This window comes from Glycocaulis albus (assembly GCF_014639075.1).
In the GTDB taxonomy this organism is placed as follows: Bacteria; Pseudomonadota; Alphaproteobacteria; order Caulobacterales; family Maricaulaceae; genus Glycocaulis; species Glycocaulis albus.
This window is the reverse complement of the sequence record NZ_BMFS01000004.1, coordinates 128,391-147,399: the sequence shown is the minus strand read 5'-3', so window position 1 is coordinate 147,399 and position 19,009 is coordinate 128,391. Positions and strand designations below refer to the sequence as shown.

19 protein-coding genes and 1 tRNA gene are annotated in these 19,009 nt (G+C 64.2%); 6 read left to right on the top strand and 14 right to left on the bottom strand.

All coding sequences use genetic code 11. From position 1 onward, the window contains the following. Window positions 1-43: 43 nt before the first annotated feature. The 8 genes from IEV75_RS06125 to IEV75_RS13955 form a co-directional block, all read right to left on the bottom strand. Window positions 44-1,447, bottom strand: coding sequence for a YfcC family protein (locus IEV75_RS06125; protein WP_188451665.1), 1,404 nt, complete (start codon window positions 1,445-1,447; stop codon window positions 44-46). Window positions 1,448-1,588: 141 nt separating this feature from the next. Then, window positions 1,589-2,767: an ABC transporter permease gene (locus IEV75_RS06120; protein WP_188451664.1), complete on the bottom strand. Its 1,179-nt coding sequence runs from the start codon at window positions 2,765-2,767 to the stop codon at window positions 1,589-1,591. A gap of 11 nt (window positions 2,768-2,778) precedes the next feature. Next, the gene (locus tag IEV75_RS06115) at window positions 2,779-3,939 is read right to left on the bottom strand and encodes an ABC transporter permease (protein WP_188451663.1); all 1,161 of its coding nucleotides are present in this window, start codon (window positions 3,937-3,939) and stop codon (window positions 2,779-2,781) included. After that, window positions 3,939-4,634, bottom strand: coding sequence for an ABC transporter ATP-binding protein (locus tag IEV75_RS06110; protein WP_188451662.1), 696 nt, complete (start codon window positions 4,632-4,634; stop codon window positions 3,939-3,941). The genes IEV75_RS06115 and IEV75_RS06110 overlap by 1 nt, the downstream gene beginning before the upstream one ends. A 44-nt stretch (window positions 4,635-4,678) precedes the next feature. Further along, window positions 4,679-5,746, bottom strand: coding sequence for an efflux RND transporter periplasmic adaptor subunit (locus IEV75_RS06105; RefSeq protein ID WP_188451661.1), 1,068 nt, complete (start codon window positions 5,744-5,746; stop codon window positions 4,679-4,681). A 221-nt stretch (window positions 5,747-5,967) separates the two neighbouring features. Continuing rightward, a complete protein-coding gene (locus IEV75_RS06100) occupies window positions 5,968-6,795 on the bottom strand; it encodes a sterol desaturase family protein (protein ID WP_188451660.1) in 828 nt (275 codons plus the stop codon). A 131-nt stretch (window positions 6,796-6,926) separates the two neighbouring features. Next, window positions 6,927-8,918 carry a serine hydrolase domain-containing protein gene (locus tag IEV75_RS06095; RefSeq protein ID WP_233351782.1) on the bottom strand — a complete coding sequence of 664 codons (1,992 nt, stop codon included), beginning with the start codon at window positions 8,916-8,918 and terminating at the stop codon, window positions 6,927-6,929. Between the two features lie 159 nt (window positions 8,919-9,077). Continuing rightward, entirely contained in the window at window positions 9,078-9,206 is a 129-nt protein-coding gene (locus IEV75_RS13955; RefSeq protein ID WP_267905768.1) for a hypothetical protein, read from the bottom strand. A 45-nt stretch (window positions 9,207-9,251) separates the two neighbouring features. On the opposite strand from IEV75_RS13955, the gene IEV75_RS06090 reads away from it, so the two are divergent. Next, window positions 9,252-9,551: a tyrosine-type recombinase/integrase gene (locus IEV75_RS06090; RefSeq protein ID WP_188451658.1), complete on the top strand. Its 300-nt coding sequence runs from the start codon at window positions 9,252-9,254 to the stop codon at window positions 9,549-9,551. 55 nt (window positions 9,552-9,606) lie between these two features. Here IEV75_RS06090 and IEV75_RS06085 read toward each other — a convergent pair. Both IEV75_RS06085 and IEV75_RS06080 read right to left on the bottom strand, forming a co-directional pair. After that, window positions 9,607-9,683, bottom strand: a tRNA-Arg gene (locus tag IEV75_RS06085). Window positions 9,684-9,809: 126 nt separating this feature from the next. Further along, complete coding sequence (locus IEV75_RS06080; RefSeq protein WP_188451657.1) at window positions 9,810-10,598, bottom strand: response regulator; 789 nt, start codon at window positions 10,596-10,598, stop codon at window positions 9,810-9,812. 209 nt (window positions 10,599-10,807) lie between these two features. Between IEV75_RS06080 and IEV75_RS06075 the strand changes: the two genes are divergently transcribed. The 5 genes from IEV75_RS06075 to IEV75_RS06055 are packed head-to-tail and all read left to right on the top strand — an operon-like array spanning window position 10,808 to window position 15,183. Continuing rightward, the gene (locus tag IEV75_RS06075) at window positions 10,808-11,080 is read left to right on the top strand and encodes a NepR family anti-sigma factor (protein ID WP_188451656.1); all 273 of its coding nucleotides are present in this window, start codon (window positions 10,808-10,810) and stop codon (window positions 11,078-11,080) included. Beyond that, window positions 11,067-11,666: a sigma-70 family RNA polymerase sigma factor gene (locus tag IEV75_RS06070; protein ID WP_188451655.1), complete on the top strand. Its 600-nt coding sequence runs from the start codon at window positions 11,067-11,069 to the stop codon at window positions 11,664-11,666. Before IEV75_RS06075 ends, IEV75_RS06070 begins: the two co-directional genes overlap by 14 nt. After that, window positions 11,623-13,392, top strand: a complete 1,770-nt coding sequence (locus IEV75_RS06065) for a sensor histidine kinase (protein WP_188451654.1) — start codon at window positions 11,623-11,625, stop codon at window positions 13,390-13,392. The genes IEV75_RS06070 and IEV75_RS06065 overlap by 44 nt, the downstream gene beginning before the upstream one ends. A gap of 43 nt (window positions 13,393-13,435) precedes the next feature. Continuing rightward, complete coding sequence (dapE, locus tag IEV75_RS06060) at window positions 13,436-14,599, top strand: succinyl-diaminopimelate desuccinylase (RefSeq protein ID WP_188451653.1); 1,164 nt, start codon at window positions 13,436-13,438, stop codon at window positions 14,597-14,599. Beyond that, window positions 14,599-15,183 carry a hypothetical protein gene (locus IEV75_RS06055; RefSeq protein ID WP_188451652.1) on the top strand — a complete coding sequence of 195 codons (585 nt, stop codon included), beginning with the start codon at window positions 14,599-14,601 and terminating at the stop codon, window positions 15,181-15,183. Before dapE ends, IEV75_RS06055 begins: the two co-directional genes overlap by 1 nt. On the opposite strand, the gene truA is transcribed toward IEV75_RS06055, so the two are convergent. From truA to IEV75_RS06035, 4 genes are all read right to left on the bottom strand, one after another. Continuing rightward, window positions 15,153-15,914, bottom strand: a complete 762-nt coding sequence (gene truA / locus IEV75_RS06050) for a tRNA pseudouridine(38-40) synthase TruA (protein ID WP_188451651.1) — start codon at window positions 15,912-15,914, stop codon at window positions 15,153-15,155. The genes IEV75_RS06055 and truA overlap by 31 nt on opposite strands. 2 nt (window positions 15,915-15,916) lie before the next feature. Continuing rightward, a complete protein-coding gene (fmt, locus tag IEV75_RS06045) occupies window positions 15,917-16,846 on the bottom strand; it encodes a methionyl-tRNA formyltransferase (protein WP_188451650.1) in 930 nt (309 codons plus the stop codon). A 4-nt stretch (window positions 16,847-16,850) separates the two neighbouring features. Next, the gene (locus IEV75_RS06040) at window positions 16,851-17,741 is read right to left on the bottom strand and encodes a LysR family transcriptional regulator (protein ID WP_188451649.1); all 891 of its coding nucleotides are present in this window, start codon (window positions 17,739-17,741) and stop codon (window positions 16,851-16,853) included. 276 nt (window positions 17,742-18,017) lie between these two features. After that, window positions 18,018-18,902: a hypothetical protein gene (locus IEV75_RS06035; protein WP_188451648.1), complete on the bottom strand. Its 885-nt coding sequence runs from the start codon at window positions 18,900-18,902 to the stop codon at window positions 18,018-18,020. Window positions 18,903-19,009: the final 107 nt, after the last annotated feature.

Sequence of the window (19,009 nt, the reverse complement as noted above, 5' to 3'; positions counted from 1 at the left end):
TCAATCAGTGACAGGGCGCCCCCACAGAAACTCAAAGGACGGATCAGGTATAGCCGATCCAGACCGCGATCATCAGGGCCAGGGCCCCGGCGATGGTCAGCTTGATCATCAACGGAAACACGAAGCGCAGCCAGCGGTCATAGGGAATGCCGGCAAGGCCCAGTATGCCCATTAGCACCGCATTGGTCGGCACGATCATGTTGGAAAAGCCGTCGCCGAACTGGAAGGCCAGTACCGTGACCTGACGGCTGACCCCGACCAGATCGCCAATCGGCGCCATGATAGGCATGGTGGCAAACGCCTGGCCACTCCCTGAGGGCACGAACAGGTTCAGAAGGCTTTGCAGCAGGAACATGCCGACGGCGGAAAACTCCGCACGAACCTGCTCCAGCGGCGTTGCCAGCGCGTTGACGATGGTGTGCAGCACCAGACCGTCTTCCAGAATGAGCGAGATGGACCGGGCAAAGCCGACCAGCAGGGCCGTCGCCGTGAGCTGTGCAGCCCCGTTGATGAAACTTTCGGCCGCGTCATCCAGCCGCAAACGGCCGAAAATGATCGCGGCCACCGCAAGGGCCAGGAAGATGGCGGCCAGCTCGGTCAGCCACCAGCCCTGAAGCATCACGCCGAGGACGAGGCCGACAATCGTGGCACCGAGCGAAAGCAGGACAAGGCGGCGCTGCCATGTCATGGGCGGATAATCCTGGGGCGGGGGAGCCACAGTGCCCGTCACGCCCGCCATCAGGCTCTTTGACGGGTCAGCCTGCACTTTTCTGGCGTAACTGTAGACGTGGTGGAAGCCGATGGCGAAGATCGGCACCGCGATGGCCAGCCGGTACCACCAGCCAGAGAGCGGCTGAAGCTCGGCAATGTCCTGTGCGACCATCACCGTGAACGGGTTCATGAACGAGATGCCATAGCCGACACCATAGCCCACGACCATCATGCCAACAGCGGTCATGGAATCGAGCCGCAACGCCGCGCACAGCGCCACGAGTATGCCGACAAAGGCAATGTATTCGGCGGCCATGCCGAAGGTGGCAGAGAACGTCCCGAAGACGAACATGGCGGCAAAGACCAGAAGGGCGAGCCGGTCACGGAAATGCTGCAGCATGCCGCCAATTGCGGCATCGATGGCGCCGGTGAGCCGCACCACGCCCAGCACACCGCCAATCAGGAAGACAAAGAAGATGACGTCCGACGCAGATGCCATCGCGCGGGGCACGACGCTGAGCAGGTGCCAGGGCGCCAGCGTTTGCGCATCCTCCACCTGCTCATACGTGCCCGGAACCACCATCATCCGGCCGGCCTCGTTGGGCTGCATCTCGAAACTGCCCGCAGGCAGTATCCAGGTCAGCACCAGCGCAATCGCCATCATGATGACCATCAGCACCAGTGTGTGCGGTATGCGCAGCCACGGGCGCTTCGCCGCGCCTTCCTGTCCGGTCATCGGTAATCCCCTTTACTGACTTCGTCCGGGTGCCATTGGTTATGGCCTCACCGGGAAGGTCAAGCGCACAGCTGGATTTGACGCCCGGCAACGGTGCGCCCTGCCAGCCCGCGCGGTGTGCGCCGGCTGGCAGGGCAGTTGTCAGTCATTGTGCACGGCGAGCAAGGGGATGCGCGCAGCCCGGATGGCCGGAATGAACCCGCCCAGAAAGCCCACGATCAGGGCGAGTATCACGCCCTGCACAACGGCATCTGGCGTCACAGCGAAGGCAAACACGACCTGTGTGAAGCCCGAACCGAGCGTGGACGCACTGACGCCATCAAACAGGAGGTATGTCGCGACCGCTCCGACCAGCCCACCGGCAAAGGCGAGCACCAATGCCTCGGTGATCGCGGCAAAGAAGGCCGGAAAGCCGCCAAAGCCAATGGCCCGCAGGGTTGCCAGTTCGCGCGTGCGGGCATCAACCGAGGCGTACATAGCGTTCCAGGCGCCTGCGAGCGCGCCGATGGCCATGGCAAAGGCCAGCGGCCAACCCAGGAACATGATGAGATTGGTCGTGCCACCGGCGGACCGGGCGAAATAGGCCCGCTCAGAGAGCACTTCCAGATTGAGGCGCGGCTCGTTCTCCACGTACTCGCTGAGTGCCTCAATCGCTTCGGGCGATGTCAGGCGCGCGCGGATGGTCTGTACGCTGGAGCCCCGGTCATAGAGGTTCTGGATCACACCCAGATCAGCCCAGATTTCGGAATCGAAGACCGAACCGCCTGTGGAGAACACGCCGACCACTGTCCATTCATTGCTGCCGAGACGAATGCTCTGGCCCAGCTCGAACCCGTCAAACTCGCGCAAGACGCTCTCGCCCACGACGAGTTCGGCCGTGCCGGGCTCGAACATGCGCCCTTCAAGCATGTCGAATTGCGGGCGCAGGGCCGGGCCGTGGCGGCCAAGGCCGCGCAAGGCAAGATTGGCCCGGGTCTGGGTGGTACGCTTGATACCGTCGGCGACGACGTAGAGCTCCGATGATATCAGCGGCTCTCCATCGTCTCCCATGGCAATGCCGGGCGCAATTTCCACAAGGCGCACATCATCGCGGCTGACATTGGAGTTCATCTCCGCCATCGCACCGCCGCGCAGCATGATGGCCACGTCATCCGAGCCAGCGCCATCGACGGTAGCGCGGAACCCGCTGGCCATGGCCATGAAGCCCAGCAGCACCCCGACCACCAGAGCGATGGAGAGCACGGTCGCCAGCGACATTCCCCAGCGCTGGGGGATGGAGCGCAGATTGAGAAGCGTGACGGCTGTTGTCTGTTTGAGCATGGAAGTCTCTCCTAGATCTTGCCGAGCGCTTCGGAGATGCGCACCTGCATGGCGTTATATGCGGGCAGTAGCCCGGTTACGATGCCGAGCGCGGCCATCAGAACCAGCGCGGTCACTACATTGGTGAGCGACAGGCCGAAGCTAGGCAGGAAGCCGGCGAGAGCTCCGCTGGCGGCAGCTGCAGCCAGAGATGCAAGGCCCAGCCCGATAAGCCCGCCAAGGAAGCTCAAGAGCAGCGACTCCCACAGCACCATGCGGAAGATGCGCGGCGCGGTGAAACCCAGCGTTTTGAGCACGGCAATCTCGCGCGTGCGTTCGTTGACCGCCATCACCATCGTGGTGCCGACAATCATCAAAATGGTCGCGAACGCTGCCCCGATCACCCAGGTCAGGATGAGGCCGATATTGCCAAACTGCTCCATGAAGGCCTCGTTGAAGGCCGCCTCGGTCGTGGTGGAAGTCTCCGCCGACGAATTGGCAAACAGCGCGTCGATTTCCTGGCTGACCTGATCGTTCAGTGCCGGGTCGGTCGTGTTGATCGTGATCCAGTGGAAGCTGTCGCGTCCAAAAGCGAGGCTCTCATTGAAGTACTCGTAATGGAGCATGAGGTAGTTGGTCGGATAGGTGCCTTCGGTGTCATCAAACACGCCGCAAATATCCAGCTCCCAAGCCTGCGATCCATCGGTGTTCTGCCAGATATTGGACATCAGCGGGATGCGGTCACCGGTGGACCAGCCATACTGCGTCGCCAGTGCGCGGCCGACGATCGCGCAGGTGCGGCCTTCCAGCCAGGCAGCACGCTCCTCCGGCGGCAGGACGATCTCGTTGGGATAGGCTTCCAGATAGGTTTCCGGATCCACCGCGAAGCTCTGCACGAAGTTCTGCGGCTCCTGGTAATAGCCGCCGAACCAGCTGGCTGGCGCGGCATTGCGCACGCCCTCAACCTGCTGGATGCGGCCCCAGTAGGCATAGGGAAGCGCCACGGTGAAATTGATACGGTTGACAGTCACCAGCCGTTCCTGCGCGGCCGTGCCTGTGCCGGCAGTGAAGGCGTTCTGCAACGCCCCCAGCACGCCAAAGATCAGGAAGGCCACGAGGATGGAGACCATCAGCAGAATGGCCCGCAAACGCTTGCGGAACAGGTTCTTGCGGATGAGGGTTGCGTCATTCATCAGGCTTTCCCCTTCTCCTCGAAGCGGCCCTTGTTCAGGTGCAGCTCGCGCGCGGCATAGCTCGCCGCTTCCGGGTCGTGGGTGACCATGATGATGGTCTTGCCCAGCTCCTTGTTGAGCAGTTGGAGCGTCTGCAGGATTTCATCGGCTGTGGTGCGGTCCAGATCGCCTGTCGGCTCGTCGGCCAGCAGGACTTTCGGATCGGCCACGATGGCACGGGCGATGGCCACGCGCTGCTGCTGACCGCCGGAAAGCTGGCCGGGACGGTGGCCTGCCCGGTCCACCATACCGACAATGTCCAGTGCCGTCTTCACCCGCTCCTTGCGGGCCTTGCCAGACAGGCTTGTCAGCAGCAGCGGCAGCTCGACATTCTGGGCAGCGCTCAGCGTCGGCATCAAATTGTAGAACTGGAAGATGAAGCCGGCATTCTTGGCGCGCCATTTGGCGAGGCGGCCCTGGCTTAGATTGTCGATGCGCTGGCCTTCAAACACCACCTCGCCGGAGCTGGGCTTGTCGATGCCTCCCAGCAGGTTCAGCAGCGTGGTCTTGCCCGATCCTGACGGCCCCATGATGGCGATGAAATCGCCCTGGGAAATGGTCATGTCGAGGCCGTCGAAAATGGCCACGGTCTCCTTGCCTCGCGTGTAACGCTTGGAAAGGCCCTTGAGTTGGTAGAGTGCTGATGCGTCCGTCATGATCTGTCCTGTCCTTCAAGTTCAGCCCCAGCCTTGGGCCGTCATCATTCGATAAAGGTCACGCGGGCAGCCATGTCCGGCAGGACACGGGCGTCGCGCTCGTCCAGGGCCACACGCACCTGGATGGTGGCGCGGCTGCGGTCTGCGGTTGGAATGATCGCCTCGACACGGGCGGGAATGCGCCAGTCCGGATAGGCATCCAGCACCGCCTCGACCCGCTGGCCGGGCGTGACGCGCTGGATCTGGCCCTCATTCACATCAACCTCGATTTCCAGCGATGCCATATCCACCAGGGTTGCGACACCGGTACGGGTGAACCCGCCGCCTGCCGAGCCCGGAAAGAGGATCTCGCCAACTTGCGCATTCTTCGCGATCACGACGCCGGCAAAGGGTGCGCGCACGACATGACGGGCGATAAGATCGACCTGGCTGGTCCGGCGCACGCGGGCACTGTCCAGCTCGGCGCGCGCGGCGCGCAACTGCGCCTCCAGGCTGGATTGCTGGGCCTGTGCCGCGGTCAATGCCGCTTCGGATGCGATCTCGCGTTCAAACAGGCTGGAAGCGCGGTTTGTCACGGTGCGCGCCTCGCGCGCCTGAAATTCCAGTGAGCGCACGCGCGCTTCCGCGGCCGCGATCTGGGAGTCGATCAGTTCAAGGTCGAGATTGGCCCGCGTATCATCGAGCCGCGCCAGCACCTCTCCGGCCTCCACCTGGGCCCCCTCTTCCACCAGCACCTCGGCAATGCGCCCGGTGATCTCGGCAGAAACCGTCGCCTGGCGCCGCGCCGTCACGTAGCCGGAGGCCACAAGCCCCGATGCGCGCGGCACACGCGGAGTGGTGGTGGCCGCCGGCGCCGTCCCGGACGCAGTCGCGGTGGTCTGGGTCGACGCCTGACCGGTACTGGCAGGCGGGGTACTGGTCTGCGTCTGCTGCTGTGGCGCCGCATTGCCGGTATCGCCCTGCATGACGAACCAGACCGCGCCAGCGGCAATGGCCGCCGACACCAGCATTGCACTCAACAGCACCACAGGCGACACGCCGCCCCCGCGGCGCTCGTCATCATCCCGGTCAATGCTCAAGGACCGCAATTTGTCCCGGCGATCATCATTCATCTGGCTTGTCCCCTGCCCGTCCCTGCGCCCTGATGCGCGTTTGTCGCACAAGCGGTAGACCCTGCGCCAATGCGTGTAAAGCACCCTTTACGATACATTTTCGTAATGTTGGAGCTCAGGCATTTATGCAAATAACTTTGCGTTACAAAGTTTGTGGAGTCAACTGGGATCGGGCGCACTCGCGGCGGGCACCGGGCGCATGAAGCCCGGGCGTGCTGTCGCTACCGCTCTGCCGATGTCTGACCTGGCTTTCCCCGAAACGGCTGCATCAGCATGCGGTCCAGCCAGAGATCGCGGCGGGAGCGGAACTCTCCGATACCGATGATCATCGCATCATGTCCGGATTCGGGCTGTGCACGGTAAGTCCCAAAAAGGCGGTCCCACCAGGGCAGGTTGAAACCATAATTGCTGTCAGTCTCGTGGCGCAGGACCGAGTGATGGACGCGGTGCATGTCCGGCGTCACCACGAACAGGCGTAAAACTCGATCCAGCTTCAGTGGCAGGCGGATGTTGGAATGGTTGAACATGGAGGTGGCGTTCAGCAGCACCTCGAACGCCAGCACGGCAAGCGCAGGCGCGCCGAGCAGCGCCACTGCCGCCAGCTTGATAATCATGGACACCACGATCTCGCCGGGGTGAAAGCGCAGCCCCGTGGTTACATCGAACTCCAGATCGGCGTGATGCATGCGGTGAAAGCGCCACAGCACCGGCACTTTATGGAACATCACGTGCTGGCCATAGACCGCCAGATCCAGCACCAGGAGGGATAGTGGCAGGGACAGCCACAATGGCGCATCCAGCACGTTGAACAGGCCCCAGCCCGCCCCTTCGGCCCAAACGGCTAACGCGACCGCCAGCAGCGGGAAGGCCAGGCGCAAAATCGCGGTATCAAGCGCGACGAGTGCCAGATTATTGCTCCAGCGCACAAGGCGGGGAATTTCCCGTCTGCGGCGCGGTGCAGCCAGCTCCCACACCATCATCAAACCCAGCACGCCGGCAAAGGCGATCAGACGCAAGGCAGGCTCAGCGGCAAGAAAAGCCTCGGGCATCAGGGCGGTGTCCGTCACAGCGCAATCGCGGGACGCTTACATCCCGCTCATCCAATATAGCGCGCCGACGGGGAAACAGAACGCGGCAGACCGGCATGGCGGGGCCGCCATGCCGGTCCGGGCTTCAAGGTCTATTGCCGAGCGCGATAGACATACTCGTGCTGGCTATCGCGTACCGTCAGGGTCGGCACGCCGTCCTGCTCGCCGATCACGGCTTCCAGCCCGATAGCCCCGGCCCCGACCGTGACGAGCGACACCGTGCCGTCAGCATTGTTCCGGGTGGCGACCGGACCCTCGATCGCACCGGCCCGCAGCCAGGTCTCCCCGTCCACATCACGGATGGTGATATATCCGGTTTCGGCATTGTGATATTGCGCTGCGAGGGCATCCAGCACGGCCGGGTCACCCGGTACTGTCAACGTCGCGCGGCGCGCATCGCTCTGCCGGGCCATCCGCTCAACTGCCGCCGTGATGTCATTCATGGCCTGCGGTTCGCCGTCATAGACCACTTCCATCAGACGGCGCAGGAAGGGCCGCAGCATGACCGCGCCTTCATCGGAATTGGTCAGGACGACCGCACCGATACCTGCTTCGGGAAGAAGATAGAAATTGCTGCGATAGCCCAGCAGCGTACCGCCATGGCTGACAACGGGAACGCCCCAGGCGATCTCGTCGAACAGACCCATGCCATACCAGCTGTCCTCACCGGTCGGCACGTTACGCACACGGCGCTCCATCAGATTGGCTTCGGACACCACGCGCTGGCCTTCGGATGTCAGGCCTCCCGACAGCTCGAGCTGGACATAGCGGGCCATGTCGGCTGGCGTCGACCAGGCGCCTCCTGCCGGCCGGTGGGTGATGATGGATTGGTTGAACGCATTGCTGATCTCGACAACCTCGCCGTCGATATTGCGTCCGTGCGGGCGCGCCCAGTCGCCCTGCATCGCCTCTGCAAAGTCAAAACCGGAACGATACATCCCCGCCGGTGCGAAGACTCGCGTTTCCATGGCCAGATCAAACGCCGCCCCCAGTTCCATATCCGGGTAGGCAAGCGCGCCGCCGATATAACCGGCTGCGGAGACAAGCAGGTTATTATACTGGAACAGCTCACCAAATCCGCTGGTCGGCTGGGTCTCGGCAAGCTGGCGGAAAGTCTCGGTGGCCGGAGCACCCGGCTCCACCAGGATGAAGCCGAAATCCTTGCGCGGCAAACCGGTACAGGCGCACACCAGATGGCGCATCAAAGTGGCGTTTGTGGTCTCATCGCTGCCCAGCCGGAATTCGGGATAGACCTCGGTGACAGGCTGGTCCCATTCCAGCGCGCCTTCATCGGCCAGCGTTGCCAGCAGAAGGGTCACCATACCCTTGGTATTGGACGCGATCATGAAGCGTGTGTCTGCCGTCACCGGATCATCAGCGCCAAGCTGGCGTACGCCAAGACCGCCCTGCCAGACAATTTCCCCGCCATCAATCAGCGCCAGACCAACACCTGGAACGTCAAGCGCATCCATGGCCTCGGCTACAAAATCGCGCAGCAGCCCGATACGCTCGGGCGTCAGCGCGTTGGGGGTCCGCCCCGCAAAGCTTTCACGCTCATAACCGGCCGGACGCAGGCTCTGCTGGATCAGGGAGACTGCAGCAGAGCGCCGCCCCTGCGCGGCTTGCGAGCCCCGCACGATCATTACGGTCCACGACCCGCCGCGCCGCAGTGCCAGCGCCTGCACAGCGAGCCGGTCATTGGGCGGAATGTCATAGGAAATGCCGACGCGTGCCTCCCACCCTTCCCGGGGGCTGGCTGCTGTTTCAAGGCGCACCGGGTAGTCGGCATCCGGGTCGAAGAGCGCCCAGGCCGCCAGAACAGCGTCAGACGCGCTCGCCGCCTCGCCCACATCGGCCAGCGCCACGAGCAGTTCATCTGCAGGCGCAGCCAGAACGGTAAGCGCTCCTTCGGAACGGACATCCCAGTCCTCAGGGGCCGTGTAGCTGACGCCGCCGGGGGTTGTGCCTGGTGTATTGGCGAACGCGCCGAGCGGGATTACGGCCAGAAATGCGGCCGCCACGCAAAGGCAGATCAGTGTCTCATGCAGCATGCGTGCGCTGGCGGATATCCGCGCTGTTTTCATTGTCACCGGCATTCTCCCCTCCCGACTTCGCGGTCATATGGCTTTGCCGGAGATCATAGGCACACGATCCCGATCAGGACAAGTTATCCTGATCAGGACATTGCTGGCCGGCAATGGCCCGGAGAACCTAATCGGCAGAAAGGCAGGTCCGGCTGCCTTTTACTCCAGCTCAAGCTCGAAGGGACCGGCGGGCAGGCCGGCCTCGTCATAGAGATTGAGGATCGGGGAGTCGGCCCAGCCATGGCGGATGCGTGCCGGGCCTTGCCCGTCCCCCAGCTCCAGGATCACAGTCGACCGGCCCGCCAGCTGCTGGGCGCCACGCCGAAGAAGGGCGTGCAGATCCTGCTCAACACGCGCAACCACCCCTGGACGGCGAGCGGCTTCAAGACACAGTTTGGGAAGGCGAAGGAGAAGGCGAAGATCAGCGGCAAACGCTTCCATGATCTGCGCGGCACGGCGGCCACCACGCTCTGCCTGGCGGGGCTAGATCACCGCGAGCTGGCAGATATCCTCGGCTGGAGCGAGAAACGGGTGGCCGATATGCGCCGCCGCTATGTCAGCCGGGAGGCCATAATCCTGTCCGGCGTGGAGCGTCTTCAGCGGGCCCAAGCGGAACAGGCAGGCAACAAGTAGCGCGCCCAATGTAAACCGGGCAGTAGACCGGCCCTGTCTGATTTGAGCTAAGTAATGGCGCGCCCGAAGAGATTCGAACTCCTGACCCCCAGATTCGTAGTCTGGTGCTCTATCCAGCTGAGCTACGGGCGCGCTGTCTGACCGGCGGGCAAAGCCCTCTCGTCAAGGCGCGCGAAACTAGCCGCGAGGTGCGGGCTTGGCAAGCGCCTGCCCGTGAAAATGGCAGAGCCTTTTCGCACATGCCCGGAGTAGCCCTCTTCAGGCCTGGGCACGGTGCGGCGCGGGAGCAGCATCCTCTTCAAAGAACAGGGCCTGGGAGATGGCTGCCTTCACCGCATTGGGCAGGAAGGGCTTGGTGATGAGGAAGGCCGGCTCCGGGCGCTCGCCGGTGAGAAGGCGTTCCGGGTAGGCGGTGATGAAGATCACCGGCACGGGAAGATCAACGAGGATATCGTTCGCCGCATCAATGCCCGAGGAGTTATCGGCCAGCTGGATGTCGGCCAGTACCAGGCCGGGCTGATGGCGCGCGGCCTCGGCAGTCGCTTCTGACCGCGTGGTGGCAATTGCGCAGACTTCGTGGCCAAGGTCGCCGACAATGGCTTCAATATCCGCAGCGATGACCGGCTCATCCTCGATGATCAGCACGCGCGTTTTCAAGGCCAGCTCGATATCCTGGTGCGCACGGGCAACCAGAGCTTCGACCTCGGTTTCAGGCAGGGCCAGGACCTGGCCGGCCTCCTGCGGCGTGAAGCCTTCCATCGCCGTCAGAAGCAGCGCCTGACGCGCCTTCGCCTCAAGGCGTTGCAGGCGGGAATCCGGACCGCGCCGGGCTTGCGCGCCGATCATGTCCACTTCCGGCGCGGCATCATGAAAAGCCCGGAACAGCGCAATGCGCTCCGGCCAGTCGCTGTTGAGCCTGACATTGCCCGTCACCGCGCCTTCCAGGGCGCGTTGAACAAGGACATCACCGCGTTGCTGCTCGCCCGCAAGGGCACGCGCATAGCGGCGCAGATACGGCAGATGGGCGGAAAGTTTGTCGATATTCATGTGTCCCGTCCTTCTCGCGCACAGGGCCTGGCGCACTCGCGCAAGGCCTTGCGTGACCCGGAAAACGCACATGCGCGGATGACGGTTCCGGCGCCGTGCAGTGGCCTGACGTGCCGATGCGGGGGAACCGCATGATTTCATGATGCGTTGGACATCTGAGCTATCGCCGGACTGGCGGATTTCAACGCTAAAGCACGGGTGCCGATCCGATGTCCCAGAATGCGAAGGACCACATGCCAGATCCAGCCAGAGGCACGCGCGACCGGGCCGAGGCCGGACAGAGCGCGCGGCGCCGCGTACTCGGTGACCAGCTGCGTGCCTATTATGACTCGGTCACCAGCGAGCCCGTGCCGGATACGCTCACCGAACTGATGGCAGCGCTGGCGCGCAAGTCGGCAGCGGCGCAGCAACCCGGTGATGAAACTGAGGATACTGCCGAAGACGGCGCGAGCGGGCGGGACGGTAACGATGACCGCGCATGATGACGCAGCCGCCATGGCCGTTTTCCAGCAGGAACTGACCGATGCCATTCCGCATTTGCGCGCGTTCGCACGCTCCCTGTGCGGGAACCGGCCAGAAGCCGACGATCTGGTCCAGGAAACCCTGATCAAGGCGTGGACCCATCGCGAACGCTTCGAAGACGGGTCGTCGATGCGTGCCTGGACATTCCGCATATTGCGCAATCATTTCTATTCGGAACGCCGCCGCGCCTGGCGCAAGCAGGAACAGGGCGGTGAAATTCCCGAGAACGCGGCCGTATCGGGCGAACAGCAAAGCTGGGCGCTTCAGCTGGACGATGTGCGGCGGGCGCTGCTGGACATCCCCGATGAGCAACGTGAAGCACTGGTGCTCGTCGGCGCGGGCGGTTTGAGCTATGAGGAAGCAGCCGAGGTGTGTGGCTGTGCGGTGGGCACGGTCAAGAGCCGGGTGAGCCGCGGGCGGGCCGCGCTGGAAAAACGCATGAGCACGGGCGAGTGCCTGAAAGCGTCTCCGGGCGGGGCGGCGAAGGCGGCGGAGGATATTGTTGACCACATCCGCAACGCGAGCGCCGAACGCCTCACAGGCTGAGCCGGACGCGGCCTCTGCGGCAGCGGACGGGCGCTGGCGCGCGGGCCTGCGCGCGCGCATGCTGGCTGTTATCGTGCTCGCGCTCATTCCCATTCTCACGCTGAGCGCCCTTTACACCCAGTCGCGCTTCGAGACCGCCCGCGACAATCAGCGCGAATTGCTGGCGGCACGCGCGCAGCTTACCGCGCAAAGCCAGCGTCAGCTGATCCTGGGGGCCGGCAGCATGATGAGCGCGCTTGCCCAGCAGGCGCCTGTACGTCTGGGCGGGGCCTTGTGTGCGCGGTCTCTCGCTCAGGCACTGGCCGACCAGCCAGCCTACTCCAACCTGGTGCGGGTCAATGCGCGCGGCGTGGTCGCCTGCTCGGCAGAACCGTTAAGCGATGCCGTCCGCTTTGACGAGGCGCGCTGGTTCGCCGAAGCGCGCGATAGCGGACGGTTCATTGTCGGCGCGCTGGAGATTGACCCGATTACCAATCAGGCCGTCATCCGTGCCGTCAGCCCGGTGTTTGAGCCGGAAGGCAGCTTCACCGGCGCGCTGGCGACGGGTATCCGCCTGAGTGCGCTTGAAGATCTGGGCCGTGAACAGGCAGGAGAAGCGCGCGCGGCAATCGTGGACCGCGAGGGCCGCGTGCTGACTGAAAGCCGCGACATGGGACTGGCGCGTGTCGATGCGGACCTGATGGCAGAGGCAGCCGAGACCGGCAGCGCCCGGTTTACCGGCGCAGGACCGGACGGCGCGCCGCGCCAGTTCGTACTGGTGCCGCTGGTGACCACGGAGCTTTACGCCCTTCTGGCCGAAAGCGCGCCGGAATTTGTCGATTTCGCACTGGTAGACGTGACCGGGACGATTCTGCTGCCCTTGCTGATGCTGGTGCTGGCCGGGACAGTCATCTGGGTCGCGACGGATGTGATGATATTGCGCTGGCTGCGCTATCTGCAACGCGTGACGGCCGCCTACGGGAAGGGACGCTATTCCGTGCGCCCGCATCGCGCCCGGCGCGCGCCGGGAGAATTGCGGGAACTGGCGGCCGGGTTCGATTCCATGGCCAGCTCCATTGCAGACCGTGACGAGGCCCTCACCCGCAGCCTTGCCTATCAGGAGATGCTCCTCAAAGAGGTGCATCACCGAGTGAAAAACAACCTGCAAATCATTACCAGCCTTATCAATCTGCAGATGCGCGCAATTGACGATCCGAAGGCGGCCAAGGTGCTTGCCGATGCGCAGTCGCGCATCAACGCGCTCGCGCTTGTTCACCGCAGCCTGTATGAGGCGGGTGATTTTGCGAAGATCAATCTCAAAACCTTCTTCGAGGAGCTGTGCACGCTCACCCACGCCGCTGTCGGTGGCGAGGAGCGCACGCTTGAACTGGTGACCGAAATCGAACCGGTCCATCTGGGCGCAGAACGATGCATCCCTCTGGCCCTGTTCGTGACCGAAGCGATGACCAACGCCTACAAGCACGCCTTTGACGGACGCGAAACAGGCCGGTTGACGGTTTCGGTGCAGCTTGACGGCGCGCGCAACCTCACCGCCCGGATCAGCGATAACGGCGTGGGCGCTACGGCCGCACCAGAACCCGGCCGGAAGGGCGTGGGCGGCGCCCTGTTCAACGCCTTTGCGCGCCAACTGGGCGGCACCGCCGAAGCAGCCAGCCAGCCAGAGGGCGGGCACCGCGTCGCCATCACCTTCCCGTTGCTGGACGATGAAGGGGCAGCGGAGCGCTAAGCTGCGTCTGGCGCGGCTTGGCGATTGGCATTATGTCAGCGCCATGACCGATACCCACACTGCCCTGACCAATCCCTTGCCGCTCGCACAGGCGCTGATCCGTGCACCGTCCGTGACGCCCCGCGATGAAGGCGCGCTGGACACGCTGCAGGCCGCGCTGACCGCGCTGGGTTTTGCCTGCCGGCGCATGCCGTTTGGCGAGGTGGACAATCTCTATGCGCGCCTGGGCACTGCCGATCCGGTCTTCTGCTTTGCCGGCCACACCGATGTGGTGCCGGCTGGTCAGGAGGCCAGCTGGAGCGCCGGGCCGTTCGCGGGCGAGGTGCATGGCGAAGCCCTGATCGGGCGCGGCGCGGTGGACATGAAGGGCGCGATTGCCGCCTTTGTGGCGGCCACGGCGCGTTATCTGGACGGCACGAAGCCGAAAGGCTCCATCGCCTTCCTGATTACTGGCGATGAGGAAGGCCCGGCCATCAACGGCACGAAGAAGATGCTGCAAGCGCTTGAAGCGCAAGGCGAACGCTTCAGCCATTGCCTTGTCGGCGAGCCGACCAACCGCACAGTGCTGGGCGATATGGTGAAGATCGGCCGGCGCGGCTCTCTCAATGGTGTCATCACCGTGACCGGACGGCAGGGCCATGTCGCCTACCCGGACCGCGCGATCAATCCGATCCCTGCCCTGATGGAGGTGCTGCGCGCCCTGACCGCGCGCAGGCTGGATGAGGGCAATGCTCATTTCCAGCCCTCCAACCTCGAAGTCACCAGCGTGGATGTGGGCAATCCCGCCCACAATGTCATTCCCGGCGAGGCGCGGGCGAAGTTCAACATACGCTTTAACACCGAGCAGGATGGCGAGGCGCTCAAAAGCTGGATCGGCGGTGAAATTGCCAAGGCACAGCAAGGCTTTACCGGCATAATTTCAGCTGATCTCACCGTCACTGGCGATGCCTTCCAGACCCCGGAAGGCCCCTTCACCGCGTTGCTTGCCGAAGCGATCCTGGCCCGCACCGGCATCTCGCCGGAGCTGAGCACCAGCGGCGGCACGTCCGACGCCCGCTTCATCAAGGATTACGCGCCGGTGGCCGAGTTCGGGCTGGTCGGCGCCAGCATGCACCAGATTGACGAGCAAACGCCTGTTGCCGATATCAAGGTGTTAACAGAAATTTACCACGATATCCTGACGCGCTACTTCGAGGTGTTCGCCTGATGGGCGAAATGATTGCGGATATCCGGTCGGGCACGCGCGGCATCTGGGCGATGCTGGCCTTCAAGGAGGGCTGGCGTCAGCATTTTGACGTGTCAGTGGACGGATTTATCCGATCCTTCATGGCCGTCATATACGCCCTGCCCGCCTTCATCCTGCTGATGGTATCGGCCAATCACGTACTGGCAGAGCTGCCCGGCGGGGCCGACGCGCAAATCAGCCTCACCGATGCGATCGGCCAGTACGCGCGCATCTGGCTGCTCTTCCCGGTCATCGCCTATCTGGTGGTGAAACTGCTGGGCCTTAAGGGCGGGTTTTCGGCCTGGGTCGTGGTGCATAACTGGGCGGTATTCGTGCTGTTGCACGTGCAGGCCCTGTTCTGGCTGCTGGCCGCGGCGGGCATTGCCAATGCCGAGGCTCTGGGCCTTTTGCTGGCGCTTTACCAGATCTTGCGCCTCATGGTGCACTGGCGGGTCGCTGCAGGCGCGCTGGACCTGCACTGGGGGCTGGCGGCGGGCGCGGCCTGCATCCCGCTCGTCATTGATGCGCTGATCGTCTACGGGTTTGCCAGCGCCTCTGGCGGGTAATCGACGAAGGCCAGATAGAGCCCGTCCGGCGGCGCCACCGGCCCACAGCGCGTGCGGTCTGCCGCCTCCAGCGCATCGCGAAAATCCTCAACGCTCCAGCGGCCACGGCCCACCTCCACCAGCGAGCCGGTGATGGAGCGTATCTGGCGGTGTAAAAAGCTGATCGCCTCCACCTTCAGCTCGATCAGTTCGCCGCGCCGCTCCACGCTGATCTGGCCGATCGACTTTACCGGACTGTCCGCTTGGCACTGCGCATCGCGGAACGTCGTGAAATCATGCGTTCCCACAAGGCATTGCGCAGCCTTGTTCATGGCCTGCGCATCCAGTTTCACGCGCACTTGCCAGGCCTTTCCCGCGTCCAGCGCCAGTGGCGCGCGCCGGTCGATAATGCGGTAGACATAGCCGCGCTTCACCGCAGAAAAGCGGGCATGGGTATCATCCTTCACGGCCTGCGCCGACAGGACCGAGACCGGATGCGGGCGCAGATGGTGGTTCAGCGCATCGCGCACCACGTCCGCCGGCCAGTCTTTCGCAAAATCGACATGGGCCGTCATGGCGAGGGCATGGACCCCGGAATCGGTGCGCCCTGCCCCGTAAACCTCATGACGGCCGTCTTCCAGCGCATCGGCGGCGCGCTCCATCACTTCCTGCACTGACAGGCCATTATCCTGGCGCTGCCAGCCGACAAACGGCCCGCCGTCATATTCGATTGTCAGGAGGTAGCGCGGCATCCCTAAAGCTTCGTGCCAGCAGGAACCGCCGTCCCACGCAAGAATTCGTCTGCGCCCATCACGCCCTTTCCCTCGCGCTGCAAGCGTGTCAGGCGCACCGCGCCACGCCCGCAGGCGATGAGCAGGGAATCGTCCAGCACCTCGCCCGGCTCGCCCTCGCCCTTTTCAGGCTCAGCGAAATGGACCTTCACACGCACCGCGCCTTTTGGCGTGTCCAGGCTGAACCAGGCCCCCGGAAAGGGTGACAGACCCCGGATATGATCACCGACTTCACCGGCGGGACGCGTCCAGTCGATACGCGCCTCTGCCGATGAGATCTTCTTCGCGTAGGTAACGCCTTCGTCCGTCTGGGGCACGGCCTGCAGCGAACCGCGCTCCAGCGCCGCCAGCGTACGCGGCCACAGCTCAGCGCCGGTCTCCATCAGCTTGTCATGCAGGCTGCCGGCGGTGTCGTCGGGCGCTATCGGCACGATCTCGCTCATCAGGATGGGGCCGGTATCGAGCCCCTCCTCCATCTGCATGATCTGCACGCCCGTCACCTCATCGCCCGCCTGAATGGCACGCTGGATGGGGGCCGCCCCGCGCCAGCGCGGCAAGAGGGAGGCATGCAGGTTGAGACAGCCAAGGCGCGGCGCCTCCAGCGCCTCTTTCGGCAGTATCTGGCCATAGGCGACCACGCAGGCGGCATCGAGATCGAGCGCAGCAAAGTCTGCCAGCACATCTGCCTCGCGGAAGCGTTCGGGCGTTTTCACCTCGATACCGAAGGCGTCGGCCAGTTCGTGCACCGGGCTTTTGCGCGGGTTCTGACCGCGCCCGGCGGGCCGGGGCGGCTGGGTGTAGACGCGTACGATCTCATGGCCCGCCCCGGCGATTGTGGCCAGCGAGCGCGCGGCAAATTCCGGCGTTCCCATAAAGGCTATGCGTAAGCTCATGATATCAGACGCTTCCCTTGAACCAGCCAGCCAGGAAATCCACAAACAAGCGCACCCGGTGGGCCAGATAGCGGTTGGACGGAAACACGGCCCACAATTCGCGCGCTTCGGGCGTCCAGTCATCCATCAGGGACACTACCCGCCCGTCGGCGATGGCCGCCCGTGCGGCCCAGCTCGGCACGCACGCCACGCCCGCCCCGGCGCAGGCCGCAGCGACCGCTGCGCTGGCACCGTTCAGGGATAGCCGCCCGTCCACCTTCACATCGGTTTTCACCCCGTCCTTTTCAAACCGCCACAGATTGGGCGCCGGCCGGTTGCGGTCAATGATGCAAGGATGGCGGGCGAGGTCTGACGGGTGAGCGGGCCGCCCTTCAGCCTCCAGCCAGGCGGCGCTCGCAATCGTCGTCATTGGCGCGTCGGCGAGGCGCTTGGCGATCAGGCTGGAATCCGGCAGATGGCCCAGCCGCACGGCAAGGTCATAGCCCTCATCCACCAGATCGACCATGCGGTCAGAAAGATCGAGGCGCACCTCCACCGAGGGCCATTGCTCCATGAAGGCCGTCACCGGCTCGATCAGGCGGGCAGAGCCGAAATCCACCGGCGCGGCCACGCGCAGGAAACCCGCCGCCGCCGCGTTGTCGGCGGCGAGGCCGTGCTCGATCGCCTCATATTCGGTCAGCCAGGGGCGCACCCGCTCCAGCAATGCCCGGCCCGCATCGGTCAGGCGGACAGAGCGCGTGGTGCGCTCCAGCAGGCGCGCCTGCATGCGCTCCTCCAGCGCGGAGATCTGTTTGGACGCCGCGCCGGGGGTCAGCGAGTGGCGCTCGGCAGCGCGGGTGAAGCTCTCCAGCTCGGCAACGGCCTGAAACAGGCGCAGGGCATCGATACGATCCATGGAAATTTCCGCTATGGAATAAGTAAAAGGATTTTACGTCCATTAGCGAAATGCGCGAGGCAAGTCATCCGTTCCGTGTGAAATGCACGCAAAAAAGCGGCCCCGGAAAACTCCGGGGCCGGTCAGGTGGGGTGTGTTTTTGGTTTGGCGCCACCCCCTCGTGCTTCGAGACGCAGGCTTTGCCTGCTCCTCAGCATGAGGGGGTATTTGCTTTCTTCCCTCACCCTGAGGGCGAACGTCAGTGAGCGTCTCGAAGGGCGAGGGAAGGATTTCAGATCAGTGATACCCGCCGACGCCGCCATCGAGCATCAGGTTGAGGCCGGTGGCGGTGCGGCGCGCAGAGCGGCGCTCGCGCATGGCCGTGTAGTGCTCCTCATAGCGTACATAGACGAGGCGCACGCCCGGCCCGTAAAGGCGTAGCAGCGAGCGCTCATTACAGTCGCGCATCGGCGTTGCCGGGGCGCAGAACACCTCCCCGCCGCGCCCATAGCGCAGCGCATCGCCGCGCTGGCACTGGATGACCTGACCATCCTCGAAACTGTCAGCGCCGCTTTCCAGGCGATTGCCCAGCGTGGCCTGAAGCGTGGTACCCGCCATGCAGCGGAAAATCTCGCCCTCAAAGCCTTCGCGCACACGCTCATCGCGTTCGGGGCGCGAGGCCGGGTGCGGCGTGCCCCGGTCATCGATGCACACCGCTCGCACCACGCGCCAGCCCTCTATCCAGCGCGAAAGATGTTCCTCTTCCATCTCGTACTCATCGGCAAGCGCAAGGCCCGCAATGGCCGTCGCCGCCGGAGCGACCCCGCGCGAGATGAAGCCGCCCCCGCCGCCATAAACGATCGTGGTGTTGCTGGCCTGCGCGCCGGCAACGGCCATCGCGCTGGCGCTGGCAGAGGCGTTCACGTTCACATTGACCTGATTGTTCAGATAGACGCCGCCAATATTGATGCGCGGCCCGCCGATATGAACCGATGGCCCGCCAATGCGGATCGAGGGCGTGCGCACCTGGGGTCCATGCCCGTGCTGGCAGCAATGATGGCTGGGCGGCGGCGGTGATACCGGCGTCGGCGCATGATGCTGCGCGGCAGTGGCGGCTGCGCTGGCAAAGGTCGCCGCGATCACTACGCCAAGCGCTTTTGCGTATCGAGTTGAAACGCCCATTGGGTCACTCCCGTCTGTTTGCGCGCTTCCCCGCAAGAAGGATGCCGGTTTCATGAGGAGGCGTAAAAAAGCACTTGGCAAGCCGCTTGCAGTCCCCCGCCCCGAAC